The sequence below is a fragment of the Candidatus Pelagibacter sp. uisw_098 genome (assembly GCF_059512505.1).
Genome location: NZ_CM183454.1, coordinates 253,683 through 266,793 on the forward strand (window position 1 = coordinate 253,683; position 13,111 = coordinate 266,793).

Annotated in this window: 11 protein-coding genes and 1 pseudogene; all 12 read left to right on the forward strand. The window is 30.9% G+C overall.

Going from position 1 to position 13,111, the window contains the following annotated elements; genetic code table 11:
• The first annotated feature begins 7 nt into the window (after window positions 1-7).
• A complete protein-coding gene (locus AC5YF9_RS01340; RefSeq protein ID WP_415304265.1) occupies window positions 8-193 on the forward strand; it encodes a DUF2065 domain-containing protein in 186 nt (61 codons plus the stop codon).
• A 1-nt stretch (window position 194) separates the two neighbouring features.
• Window positions 195-1,607, forward strand: a complete 1,413-nt coding sequence (locus AC5YF9_RS01345) for a Do family serine endopeptidase (RefSeq protein WP_415304266.1) — start codon at window positions 195-197, stop codon at window positions 1,605-1,607.
• Window positions 1,608-1,609: 2 nt separating this feature from the next.
• Window positions 1,610-2,551, forward strand: coding sequence for a tRNA (adenosine(37)-N6)-dimethylallyltransferase MiaA (gene miaA, locus AC5YF9_RS01350; RefSeq protein ID WP_415304267.1), 942 nt, complete (start codon window positions 1,610-1,612; stop codon window positions 2,549-2,551).
• Between the two features lie 19 nt (window positions 2,552-2,570).
• Window positions 2,571-4,337 carry an acetolactate synthase 3 large subunit gene (locus AC5YF9_RS01355; protein WP_415304268.1) on the forward strand — a complete coding sequence of 589 codons (1,767 nt, stop codon included), beginning with the start codon at window positions 2,571-2,573 and terminating at the stop codon, window positions 4,335-4,337.
• Window positions 4,338-4,884: pseudogene (ilvN, locus tag AC5YF9_RS01360) on the forward strand (acetolactate synthase small subunit). It abuts the gene before it with no gap.
• Window positions 4,885-4,901: 17 nt separating this feature from the next.
• Complete coding sequence (gene ilvC, locus AC5YF9_RS01365) at window positions 4,902-5,921, forward strand: ketol-acid reductoisomerase (RefSeq protein ID WP_415304269.1); 1,020 nt, start codon at window positions 4,902-4,904, stop codon at window positions 5,919-5,921.
• A gap of 105 nt (window positions 5,922-6,026) precedes the next feature.
• Window positions 6,027-7,589: a 2-isopropylmalate synthase gene (locus tag AC5YF9_RS01370; protein ID WP_415304270.1), complete on the forward strand. Its 1,563-nt coding sequence runs from the start codon at window positions 6,027-6,029 to the stop codon at window positions 7,587-7,589.
• Window position 7,590: 1 nt separating this feature from the next.
• Window positions 7,591-8,628, forward strand: coding sequence for a rod shape-determining protein (locus AC5YF9_RS01375; protein ID WP_415304271.1), 1,038 nt, complete (start codon window positions 7,591-7,593; stop codon window positions 8,626-8,628).
• 6 nt (window positions 8,629-8,634) lie between these two features.
• Window positions 8,635-9,486: a rod shape-determining protein MreC gene (mreC, locus tag AC5YF9_RS01380; protein WP_415304272.1), complete on the forward strand. Its 852-nt coding sequence runs from the start codon at window positions 8,635-8,637 to the stop codon at window positions 9,484-9,486.
• A complete protein-coding gene (mreD, locus tag AC5YF9_RS01385) occupies window positions 9,483-10,004 on the forward strand; it encodes a rod shape-determining protein MreD (protein WP_415304273.1) in 522 nt (173 codons plus the stop codon). The genes mreC and mreD overlap by 4 nt, the downstream gene beginning before the upstream one ends.
• Window positions 9,994-11,958, forward strand: coding sequence for a penicillin-binding protein 2 (mrdA, locus tag AC5YF9_RS01390; RefSeq protein ID WP_415304274.1), 1,965 nt, complete (start codon window positions 9,994-9,996; stop codon window positions 11,956-11,958). Before mreD ends, mrdA begins: the two co-directional genes overlap by 11 nt.
• Entirely contained in the window at window positions 11,959-13,080 is a 1,122-nt protein-coding gene (gene rodA, locus AC5YF9_RS01395) for a rod shape-determining protein RodA (protein WP_415304275.1), read from the forward strand. It begins immediately after the preceding gene.
• Window positions 13,081-13,111 lie beyond the last annotated feature (31 nt).

Genomic DNA, 13,111 nt, shown 5'->3' on the forward strand with positions numbered 1-13,111 from the left:
CAAATATATGAAGGAGCTAATTATAGCTTTTGGTCTTTTTCTTTTTATAGAAGGAATTTTATATGCCTTATTTCCATCAAAAATGAAAAGTATGTTGTTGAAATTAAACGAGGTAAATAATAGTCAACTAAGAAGTGGTGGATTAATTTTTGCAGTAATTGGATTTGTAATTATTTGGTATATTAAAAATTAAAATGAACAGAATTAAAAAATTAATAATAGTATTTTTTACGTTAACTTTTGTAATGAAAGTATCTGCTCAAGATGCACCTGCATCATTTGCAGATTTAGCAGAAAGATTAATGCCATCAGTTGTAAATATCTCAACAACAACAACAGTAACAACAAATACCAATCCTTTTCCAGGATTTCAATTTCCGCCAGGCTCTCCTTTTGAAGATATGTTTAAGGAATTTGGTACACCACAAAAAAGAAAATCTTCAGCATTAGGGTCAGGATTTATTATTGATGAAAAAGGAATTGTAATTACCAACAACCACGTCATTCAAGATTCAGAGGATATAGTAGTAAGAGTTGGTGGAGACAAAGAATATAAGGCAACAATTATTGGAGCAGATCCTTTGTCTGATATTGCTGTTCTTCAAATAGATTCAAAAGAAAAGTTTATTCCAGTTAAATTCGGCGACTCAGATAAAGCAAGAATTGGTGATTGGGTAATAGCAATTGGAAATCCATTTGGATTAGGTGGTACGGTTACTTCAGGAATAATTTCAGCAAGAAATAGATCAATAGGACTTTCAAGGTATGAAGACTATATTCAAACAGATGCATCAATTAACTCGGGAAATTCTGGAGGACCATTATTTGACATGAATGGAGATGTAATAGGAATTAATACAGCTATTTTAGGCAAAGGTGGTTCAATTGGTATAGGTTTTTCAATACCATCCAATAGTGCAAAAAAAGTTGTTAGTCAGTTAATAGAATTTGGTGAAACTAAAAGAGGATGGTTGGGTGTTCGAATTCAAGTAGTAACTGAAGAAATTGCAGAAGTTGAAAAATTAGACGAACCACGTGGTGCATTAGTTGCAAGTGTTGCTGGAAAAAGTCCATCAGATAAAGCCGGGATTAAAGCAGGAGATATCATATTAGAATTTAATGGAACTAAGATTAATGAAATGAAGGAACTACCAATAATTGTAGCACAAACAGAAGTAGGAAAAACAGTGGATGTTAAAGTATGGAGAAATAAAAAAGAAATTACTAAAAAGATTAAGTTAGGAAGGTTAGAAACTTCAAGCGATTTCAAAGAAGAAAAAAAAGAAACTGAAACAGAAACACCTGAGATTTCAGAAATTAAATCTTTAAAAATTATAGCAAGACTGTTAAATCAAAAAGATATCGAACAAAGAAAACTTCCCAATCAAACAACAGGACTAGTTATAACTAATATTGGCAAAAATAGTCCAGTTAACTATCTAAACATAGGTGATGTAATAGTTGAAGCTCAAAAGAAAAAAATTAGATCCATAAAAAATCTTGAAGATATAGTTGATAAGGCTTTAAAATCTAATCAAAAAACAATTTTAATTGTAATTTACAACAATCAAAACCAAAGAAGATATATTGGTGTTAAGTTAGATTGATAATGGACAAACAGTCCAAGATTATTTTAATTTCAGGTCCTACCGCATCAGGTAAATCAAATTTTGCTGTAAAAATTGCTAAAAAAATTAATGGTGAAATAATTAATGCAGATAGCATGCAGGTTTATAAAAAATTAAAAATTCTTACTGCTAGACCAAATAAAGAAGAGCAAAAAAAAATTAAACATCACATGTATGGTTTTGTAGATTTGAATAAAAAATTTTCTACAGGTCAATGGTTGAACATAACCATTGAGAAGATTAAAGAAATTAAACAAAGAAAAAAAATCCCCATTCTAGTTGGTGGTACAGGGCTATATTTTCAATCTTTAATTGATGGTCTAGTTAAGATTCCTAAAATACCTATCAAATTTAGAAACCGAGTTAGATTAACCCAAAAAAAAGTGGGACAGGAAAAATTTTATAAGAAACTTTTAAAAATTGATCCAATGTCTAAAGATAAATTTGATCCAAATGATACTCAAAGAACAATTAGAGCCTTTGAGATTAAATCATTTACAAAAATTTCTATGTATGAATGGATGAATAGAACAAAATCTGAGTTCAAACAGGATGAATTTTTAAAATTATATATTGATTTTAAAAGAGAAGACCTAATCAAAAGAATATCACTAAGATCAATTAAGATGATGAACGAAGGAGCTGTAAAAGAGGTAAAAAATTTTATAAAATTGAAAATTAAAAAAGATCTAAGTGTAAATAGGGTAATAGGCATTGACGAATTGACACAGCACTTAGGTAAAAAAATTAATTTAGATCAAGCACAGGAATTAATTTCAATTAAAACAAGACAATACGCCAAAAGACAAGCAACATGGGCAAGAAGCAAGATGACATCTTGGGAAAAAATTAATCCAATTAAGATTGCTGGTTATATAAGAAAATTAAAAAAATCATCTCTTAAACTTGACCAATTAACATAAAGTCCGATAGATTGCCTGAATGCCAAAATTATTTTCAGGAGCTGAAATTGTATTTAAATGTCTTGAAGATCAAAAAGTAGAACATATTTTTGGTTATCCAGGTGGAGCAGTACTCCCAATTTATGATGAGTTAAAAAATCATCCATCAATAAAACATATTTTAGTTAGACACGAGCAAGGTGCTGGGCATGCAGCTGAAGGTTATGCAAGATCAACTGGAAAGCCTGGTGTTGTATTGGTTACATCAGGACCTGGTGCTACCAATGTTGTGACTGCACTAACTGATGCTTTCATGGATTCAGTTCCTTTGGTTTGTATTTCAGGTCAGGTCCCAACTCATTTAATTGGAACTGATGCCTTCCAAGAGTGTGATACCACAGGAATTACTAGACCATGCACAAAACATAATTGGTTAGTTAAAGATATTAATGATCTTCCAAGAATAATGCATGAGGCATTTGAAGTTGCAACTACTGGAAGACCGGGACCTGTATTAGTTGACATTCCAAAAGATATTCAGTTTGCAAAAGCAAAATATTTTAAACCTAAAAAAAAAATAAAATTAAAAGAAAAATCTATTAATGCATTTAAGCAAAGTGATATTGATCAATTAGTTGATTTAATGAAAAAAGCTTCAAAACCAGTTTTTTATACTGGTGGGGGTGTAATTAATTCAGGTCCAAAAGCAAGTGAACTATTGAGAGAACTTGTTTCTATAACTGGATTTCCAATCACCTCAACTCTTCAAGGCCTAGGTGCTTACCCAGGAGATGATAATCAATTTTTAGGAATGCTTGGAATGCATGGAACTTATGAAGCCAATAATGCAATGCATGATTGTGACTTATTAATTAATATAGGAGCAAGATTTGATGACCGTATCACAGGAAAGATAGATGAGTTTTCACCGAAATCTAAAAAAGTTCATATTGATATTGATCCATCATCAATAAATAAAATTGTAAAAGTTGATTTATCTATTGTAGGTGATGTTGGTGATGTCATTAAATCTACAACAAAAACTTTAAAAAAGAAAAATTTAAATCTAGAAAAATCTAATAAACAAAAAATTTCAAAATGGTGGCAACAAATTCAAAAATGGCGAACAAAAGAATCTTTAAACTTTGTTAACAGTGATAAAATTATCAAGCCACAACACGCAGTACAAAGACTTTATGAATTAACAAAAAATCAAGATACCTATATAACTACAGAGGTTGGTCAGCATCAAATGTGGGCGGCACAGCATTATAAATTTAATAAACCCAATAGATGGATGACATCAGGTGGACTTGGAACAATGGGGTATGGATTGCCTGCCGCAGTAGGTGTTCAAGTGGCTCACCCAAAGAAATTAGTGGTTGATATCGCAGGTGAAGCCTCAATTTTAATGAACATACAGGAGATGTCAACGGCAGTTCAATATAATTTACCAGTAAAGATATTTATCTTAAATAATCAATATATGGGTATGGTTAGACAGTGGCAAGAGCTCCTTCATGAAAAAAACTATTCTGAAAGTTATTCAAAAGCATTACCAGATTTTGTCAAATTAGCTGAAGCTTACGGGTGTGTAGGAATTAGAGCAGAAGATCCTGATGAATTGGATGAAAAAATTAAAGAAATGATTAATACTGATGGACCTGTAATTTTTGATTGTCATGTTGATCAAGATGAAAACTGTTTTCCAATGATACCCTCAGGAAAACCTCATAATCAAATGTTATTAGGTCCCAAGGATCAAGAAGAAAATAAAATTACAGGAAAAGGGAAAGCTTTAGTTTAAATGGCAAAATCTAAATCAGCATACAGCACACCTAGTAAATTAGGTAAAATTGATACTCATATAATTGTTGTTTGGGTTGATAATGAAGCGAGTGTATTATCAAGAGTAGTTGGATTATTTTCAGGTAGAGGCTACAATATTGAATCGTTAGCTGTTGCAGAAGTGGATGAAAAAAAATCTTTCAAGAATTACAATTGTAACTACTGGAACACCTCAGGTTATAGAGCAAATTGTATTACAATTAAAAAAGTTAGTTCCAGTTCACAAAGTTGGAAATTTTAAAAGAGAGGATAAAAACGTTATATTTAAAGAGATGGCATTATTAAAAATTGTTGCAAATACTAACAAAATTAAGAAAGCTTTAAATGCTTGTAAAAAATACAATCCAGTTATATTAGATCTAACAAATAAATCTGCTGTAATTCAAATAACGGCATTAAGAAGAGAGATAGATAAGGTGACAAAAAATTTAAAACCATTTGGTCTTGTTAGTGTCTCAAGAACCGGAGCGGTAGCAATGACAAGAGGCGCAGAGATTTTTAATTAATTATAAAGGAGAAAAAAATGAAAATGTTTTATGAAAAAGATGCAGATGTAGATTTAATTAAGAGTAAAAAAATAGCAATTTTTGGTTATGGAAGTCAAGGACATGCACACGCATTAAACCTAAAAGATAGTGGAGCTAAAGAAGTTGTAGTCGCTCTTAGAGATGGTTCAGCAAGTAAAGCAAAAGCAGAATCTAAAGGATTAAAGGTAATGAACTTATCTGATGCAGCTGAGTGGGCAGAAGTTGCAATGATACTTACACCAGACGAATTACAAGCAGCAATTTATAAAAATCATATTGAGCAAAGAATTAAAGAAGGAACAAGTTTAGCTTTTGCCCATGGATTAAATATTCATTACAAGCTTATTGATGCAAGAAAAGATTTAGATGTGTTTATGGTTGCACCAAAAGGACCAGGGCATTTAGTTAGAAGTGAATTTGAAAGAGGTGGTGGAGTGCCATGTTTATTTGCCGTTCATCAAGATGGAACAGGTAAAGCAAGAGATCTTGCATTATCCTATGCTTCAGCAATTGGAGGTGGAAAATCAGGTATTATTGAAACAACTTTCAAAGATGAATGTGAAACTGATTTATTTGGAGAGCAATCTGTACTTTGTGGTGGATTAGTTGAGTTAATTAAAAATGGTTTTGAAACTTTAACTGAAGCTGGATACGAACCTGAAATGGCATACTTTGAATGTCTACATGAGGTAAAATTAATAGTAGATTTAATTTATGAAGGTGGAATCGCTAATATGAATTACTCTATCTCAAATACAGCAGAATATGGTGAATATGTATCGGGTAAAAAAATTGTAGATAGCGAAAGCAAAAAAAGAATGAAAGAAGTTCTAGCCGATATTCAATCTGGTAAATTTACTAAAGACTGGATGAAAGAATGCGAAGGTGGGCAAAAAAACTTTTTGAAAATGAGAAAAGATCTTGCAGATCATCCAATTGAGAAAGTGGGTGCAGAGCTTAGAGCAATGATGCCTTGGATTGGTAAGAAGAAATTAATAGATAGTGATAAGAGTTAATTTTTACTAAAAACCCAAATCGACCTAAAATTATAGCCAAAACATAACAATTATTTTGCAATCTCTATTATAGATTGTATTATAGTTTTTCTAAAATTACTGGCTATGAGCAACAAAAATAAAGTATATATATTCGATACTACAATGCGTGATGGTGAACAATCACCAGGTGCATCAATGAGTCTTGAGGAAAAAATTCAAATTGCAAGAATTTTTGATGAATTAGGAATTGATATTATTGAAGCTGGCTTTCCTATTGCATCACCAGGTGACTTTGAAGCCGTAACAGCAATAAGTAAAATTTTAAAAAACTCAATTCCTTGTGGATTGTCAAGAGCTAGTAAAAAAGACATAGACGCATGTCATGAAGCATTAAAAGCTGCTCCAAGATTTAGAATCCATACTTTTATTTCAACAAGCCCATTACATATGAAGCATAAGCTAAATAAATCACCAGAACAGGTTTTGGATGCGGTAAAAGAGAGTGTTACTTATGCGAGAAACTTTACAGATGATGTTGAATGGTCTTGTGAAGATGGAACAAGAACTGATATGGATTATATGTGTAAGTCTGTTGAGCTTGCAATTAGCTGTGGTGCAAAAACAATAAATATTCCAGATACTGTTGGGTATACAACTCCTTCAGAATTTACAAAAATAATTACAACATTAAAAAATAAAGTTCCAAATATTGATAAAGCTATTTTGTCAGTTCATTGCCATAATGATTTAGGATTAGCTGTTGCAAATTCTTTAGCGGGTGTTTCTGCGGGTGCCAGACAAGTTGAATGTACAATTAATGGAATAGGTGAAAGAGCAGGTAATGCAGCACTTGAGGAAATTGTAATGGCTATAAGAACAAGAAATGATTTAATGCCTTATACAACAGGTATCAAAACTGAATTATTAAGCAAAGCTTCTAAAGTTGTCTCTAACGCAACTTTCCCAGTACAATTTAATAAAGCTATTGTTGGAAAGAATGCTTTTGCTCATGAAGCGGGTATTCATCAAGATGGAATGCTTAAAAATAGAGAAACATATGAGATTATGACACCAGAGAGCGTTGGTGTTAAAAAAACATCATTGGTAATGGGAAAACATTCTGGAAGGCACGCATTTAAAGAAAAATTAAACGACCTTGGTTATGGAGATGTAACCGATGATGTAATTCAAACTGCTTTTGGAAAATTTAAAATTTTAGCTGATAAAAAAAAACATGTTTATGATGATGATATTGCAGCTTTAGTTGATGACAGTATGGTTTTGGATAAGTATGTGATTAATTTAAAATCTTTAAAAGTCTTTGCAGGAACGGGTGAACCACAAAAAGCAGAAATGACTCTGGATGTTTATGGCGAAGTTAAATCAACCTCAGAAACAGGTGATGGTCCTGTAGATGCAATTTTCAAATGCATAAAAGTTTTGTACCCACATGATGTAAAATTACAGTTATATCAAGTTCATGCAGTTACAGAAGGAACTGATGCCCAAGCAACCGTAAGTGTTAGAATTGAAGAAGAAGGAAAAACAACAGTAGGACAAGCTGCAGACACAGATACATTAGTAGCGTCAGCTAATGCTTATTTAAGTGCCTTAAATAAAATGATAATTAAAAGAAAAAAAACTGCTCCAATAGAGCACGAAACTCAGAAAGTGAAGGGAATATAAGATGGCTAATTGGTTTAAAAATTTAACTAGTATTTGGAGTCAGGATATGGCGATTGATCTTGGAACTGCTAACACACTTGTCGTTTTAAAGGGTCAAGGTGTAGTTTTAAATGAACCATCTGTCGTTGCTATAGCTGAGAACATGGGGAAAAAAACTGTTTTAGCCGTTGGGGATGAAGCAAAAACAATGCTTGGAAGAACTCCTGGAAATATTAGTGCCATTAGACCTTTAAGAGATGGGGTGATTGCAGATTTTATTGTGACTGAAGAAATGATTAAACACTTTATTAAAAAAGTTCACAAAAATAAAACTTTTGCAAACCCTAGAATTTTAATTTGTGTTCCAACTGGATCAACACCAGTTGAAAGAAAAGCTATTCAAGACAGCGCACTAGCAGCTGGAGCTAGAAGAGTTCAATTAATTGAAGAACCAATTGCAGCAGCGATTGGAGCAGGTCTTCCAATTTCAGAAGCAACAGGATCAATGGTTGTTGATATTGGTGGAGGTACAACGGAGATAGCAGTTATGTCATTAGGTGGCCTTGTTTACTCAAGATCATTAAGAGTTGCAGGAGACGCAATGGACACAGCACTAGTTAACTACATGAGAAAAGAATATAATCTTATGATTGGTGATAGTACTGCTGAAAAAATTAAAAAAGAAATAGGTACTGCTATTCCATCAAATAATAATACTTACGCTGTAAAAGGTAGAGATCTAAGGTCAGGAACACCCAAAGAGGTGAACATTACTGAAGAAGATACAGCAGAAGCTTTAAATGATATTCTAAAAGAAATGGTAAATGGCATAAAAGATGCACTAGAAAATACACCGCCTGAATTATCTGCTGATTTAGTTGATATGGGATTGACGCTAACAGGTGGTGGGGCATTGCTTAAAAATATTGATAAAAGGTTTTCTAAAGAAACAGGACTACCAGTGCATGTTGCTGATGACCCTTTAGCATGTGTTGCAATCGGTACTGGAAAAGCTTTAGATCAAGAAGAGACTTTTTCTACTATGCTATCTGAGTATTAAAGATAAATGGAAACAAGCAGAGATGATTTTGTAATAGCAATAAGATCTGCTTTTTTAAAAAAAGGAACGCAGCAAAGATTTTCACTGCTGAGTTTAATATTTTTTTCTATAATCTTATTAATTTTAAGTAGTTTAAATTTTAAAGCTATAAACTATGTAAAAATAGTCATTAAGGAAATAGCCTACAGATCATCTTTTATAGTTTCTGTACCAGAAAACTTTATAAAAGATAGCTATCTTGTAATTCAAAAACATAACAATCTTTATAATGAGAATGAAAAAAACAAATCTGAATTAGAAAGTTTAAAGGCTAAAGATTTATTAAATTATTTTATTATTTTAGAAAATCAAAGGTTAAAAAAAATATTTGATGATTATTTAGTTGAATCAGACACTGTATTTGCCAAAGTTTTAAGTGATAAAGGTAGTCCATTTTTAAAATCAATCATTATTAACAAAGGCAGCAAGCACAATATTAACCTTGGTATGATTACTATGGATGGGGCATATCTTGTTGGAAAAGTTGTTGAGGTTAATTATTTATCATCAAGAGTATTATTACTTTCTGATTTGAACAGTAAGATACCAGTTATCGTAGAACCAAATGAAGTGTTTTCAATATTGTCTGGTACAGGTAAGGATTATGGAGTTATTCAATACAGTAAAAAATATGAAAATATTAAAAATGAGTCTATTATTTATACCTCAGGAACAGCCAACCTATTTAAGGCAGGAATACCAATAGGTATAATTAGTAGTAATTATTTAAGTGAAGAAAAAAAAATTGAATTTTTTTCAGATTTTTCTCAATTAAAGTTTGTAAAAATTGTTTCATTCAAAAAAAATGAGGCTAAATGATAGGGTTAAGAAATAAAACTTTTATTAGAAAAATATTATCACAAATACCGTTAATTTTACTTTTTGTATCTGTTTTAAATAATAGTGATTTTAATTATTTAGATGTGAAATATTTTTCATTTAATTTTTCTTACATTTTGATTTTTTATTACAGCTTAAAAAAAAGTGAAAGCTTAGGGTATATTTATATTTTTATAGCAGGCTTGTTTAATGATGTTGTTATTGGTACTCCAATTGGATTAAGTAGTTTATTGTATTTAATACTTTGTGGAGCTGCTGCATATCTTAGAAATATTACTCTCAGACCAAGCTTGATTAAAGATTGTATTTTTTTTCTTATAACAATTTTAATTATAAATTCACTATTTTTTATATCCTTAAATTTTATTTTTAATCATGAATTAAATTACTTTGATCAAATGATAAATATTATATTCACATTCTTGTTGTATTTTTTATTTTCAAATTTATTTGATTTTTTTGAAAATTACTTTGTAGGCAATAACAATGTTGGGTGAAAATTTTGGAGTTAAAAAAAACCAAACCATTAATAGAAGAATGTTTATTATTGGTGCAGCAAAGTTTATTGTATTCACAGGAATAATAGCGCGACTATTTTCCTTACAAATTACTGATAATAAAAGATATTTAACTTTATCTGATAAAAATCGACTTCGTGAATGGAGATTACCTCCAATAAGAGGTGAATTTTTAGATTATTTTGGAAATATTATTGCCGGTAATTTAAAGATATATCAATTACATGTAATTCCTGAAGAAGTAGAAGATTTTAAATATTTAATGGTAAGACTAAAAGAAATTCTAAATCTTAGTAATGGTGAATTTGAAAAAATAATAAGACAAAAAAACAAGCAAAAGTCTTGGGAAACTATAATTATTTCTAAAAATTTGACTTGGGAACAGTTCACAAAGGTTAATTATTTTTTGCACGATTTAATAGGGGCAAAACCGGTTTTATCTGTTTCTCGCAATTATCCTTTCAATGAAAGCTACACTCATGTTTTGGGTTATGTTAGTGAGGCTAGCGAGAAAGATATTTTAAATAATGAAATAATAAAAAGTAAACACGTACCAGGTCTTAAGGTCGGAAAAACTGGGTTAGAAAAAACCTTTGAAAACGAATTAATTGGTACCAATGGTATTCAAAGATATGAAGTTAATGCATATGGAAAAAGAATTAGTCAACTCGATCACGCAGAAGGATTAAGTGGCAAAACAATTCAACTTACAATAGATACTGAAATTCAAAAGTTATGTAATGAGCTTTTAAAGAATATAGCAGGCTCAATAAGTATAATGGATATTTACACTGGTGAAATTGTAGCCATGCAATCTTCGCCCTCATTTGATCCCAATCTATTTCTTTTTGGAATCAATCAAGATGATTGGCAGTTAATTATTAATAATCCATTAAAACCATTAGTTAACAAAACTTTATCAGGCTTATATTCACCTGGTTCTACATTTAAGCCGATAGTAGCTCTATCTGCCCTAGAAAATGGAATTATTGATGAAAATTTTAAAGTCAATTGTAAGGGAAAAATAGAAATGTATGGACAAACTTATCATTGCTGGAAAAAAAGAGGTCATGGTGTTGTGAATTTAAAAAGTGCAATGAAGCAGTCATGTGACACCTATTTTTATGAAATTGCAAGAAAGCTAGGAGTGGATCGTTTAAAAGAAACATCTTTAAAATTTGGCCTTGGTGAAAAAGTTTTAGATGAGACATTCAGTAATGAGAAAAAAGGATTAATTCCTGACACTCAATGGAAAAAAAATAACTTAGGAAAAGGTTGGGTTATAGGTGAAACATTAATCACAGGAATTGGTCAAGGTTATACTCAGACAACACCACTCCAACTATGTCAAATGACAGCCCAGCTTGCAAACGGTGGATTTAAGATTTACCCTAAAATAATAATGGAAGAAAATCCTAAAACAGTAGAGGACATCAAGCTTATAATGGATAAAAATGCTAAATATTTGGATGAAAAAAATAATGGATTGCAGGAAGCGAGTGAACTTTTAGGATTTTTAAACAAAAAAAAATATGGGCGTTTATTTAAAAATTCTAAAAATATCGAATTAGTTCAAAAAGCAATGTTTGCCTCAACGAATGAAGTTAGAGGAACATCTTATTCATCCAGAATTGAAGATCCAAAATATCAATTTGCTGGAAAAACAGGAACATCACAAGTTAGAAGAATAACTAAAGCAGCAAGAGAGCTTGACTTAAACACATCTGAAATTCCGTATAATGAAAGAGACCACGCTTTATATATAGCTTTTGGACCATATAAAAATCCAAGATACGCATTAAGTATCGTTGTTGAGCATGGTGGATCTGGTAGTTCAACAGCAGCGCCTATTGCAAAAAAACTCTTTAAGTTAATTGTAGATAGGCACGAATTTAGAGAACAAACCAGAATTGAAAAAGCAATAAAGATATAAATGCAATATAATTCGTTTAACACACAGCCAACCTTTTTTCAAAAATTGAAAAACTTTGATTATGTTTTATTAACTTGCATTTTATTGCTTGGTTTAATTAGTGTTTTGTCCATGTATTCAACAGACGGTGGAGAAATTTTATTTCATAGTAAGAGTCATATGTCAAAATTTTTAATCTTTTTTACTATGATGATTTTTATGTCATTTTTGAATATAAAATTCTGGCATCATTTTGCTTATTTATTTTATATTGTTGTTTTATTTTTTTTAGTTTGGGCTTCATTATATGGCATTAAAGCATCTGGCTCCCAAAGATGGATAAATTTATATTTTATTAATTTACAACCTTCGGAATTAATGAAGATCGCAATAATAGTATGTCTTGCAAAATATTATCACCGAATACAGCTCAACAAAGTTAATAGCTTTCAGGTTATGTTTGTTGCTATGGTGATTTTAATATTACCAATTATTCTTGTTATCACTCAACCTGATTTAGGTACCTCAATATTAATCGCTTTAAGCGGTTTAGTTGTTATATGGCTTGCAGGAATAAATGTTAAATATTTTATATATTCTTTTATAGCTTTATTGATCTCAATGCCTTTTGCTATTGCTCTCTTAAAACCCTATCAAAAATTAAGAATCTTAACATTTCTCAACCCTGATCGTGACCCCCTGGGAGCAGGATATCAAATTATTCAATCTAAAATAGCTGTTGGATCAGGAGGTTTAAATGGAAAAGGTTTTTTAAAAGGTACCCAAAGCTATTTAGAATTTTTACCTGAGAAACACACTGATTTTATCTTTACATTATTTGCTGAGGAATTTGGTTTTATAGGATCACTAGCTTTATTGCTAATTTATATAATTATTATTTATAGAGTTTTAAGAATTGGTGCAATCTCAAGAAGTTATTTTGCTAAACTTTTTTGCTATGGCTATGGATCTGCAATATTTTTTTATGTCACAGTAAATATGTCGATGGTTTTAGGTTTACTCCCTATAGTTGGATCACCGCTACCCATTATGTCATACGGTGGATCCTCAATGCTAGCAACAATGATCGGATTTGCAATTGTTATGAGTGCCAAAATTAACCATAAGCAGTTAATAGCTTAAGTATTTTAATGCTTTACATGTCTAATTTGTC

Bases quoted from the DNA above. Each gene is read 5' to 3' on its own strand.
- mreC (WP_415304272.1), top strand. From the start codon at position 8,635: ATGGAAACAAGCAGAGATGATTTTGTAATAGCAATAAGATCTGCTTTT.
- AC5YF9_RS01355 (WP_415304268.1), top strand. From the start codon at position 2,571: ATGCCAAAATTATTTTCAGGAGCTGAAATTGTATTTAAATGTCTTGAA.
- mrdA (WP_415304274.1), top strand. From the start codon at position 9,994: ATGTTGGGTGAAAATTTTGGAGTTAAAAAAAACCAAACCATTAATAGA.
- AC5YF9_RS01375 (WP_415304271.1), top strand. From the start codon at position 7,591: ATGGCTAATTGGTTTAAAAATTTAACTAGTATTTGGAGTCAGGATATG.
- AC5YF9_RS01345 (WP_415304266.1), top strand. From the start codon at position 195: ATGAACAGAATTAAAAAATTAATAATAGTATTTTTTACGTTAACTTTT.
- ilvC (WP_415304269.1), top strand. From the start codon at position 4,902: ATGAAAATGTTTTATGAAAAAGATGCAGATGTAGATTTAATTAAGAGT.
- AC5YF9_RS01340 (WP_415304265.1), top strand. From the start codon at position 8: ATGAAGGAGCTAATTATAGCTTTTGGTCTTTTTCTTTTTATAGAAGGA.
- rodA (WP_415304275.1), top strand. From the start codon at position 11,959: ATGCAATATAATTCGTTTAACACACAGCCAACCTTTTTTCAAAAATTG.
- miaA (WP_415304267.1), top strand. From the start codon at position 1,610: ATGGACAAACAGTCCAAGATTATTTTAATTTCAGGTCCTACCGCATCA.
- mreD (WP_415304273.1), top strand. From the start codon at position 9,483: ATGATAGGGTTAAGAAATAAAACTTTTATTAGAAAAATATTATCACAA.
- AC5YF9_RS01370 (WP_415304270.1), top strand. From the start codon at position 6,027: ATGAGCAACAAAAATAAAGTATATATATTCGATACTACAATGCGTGAT.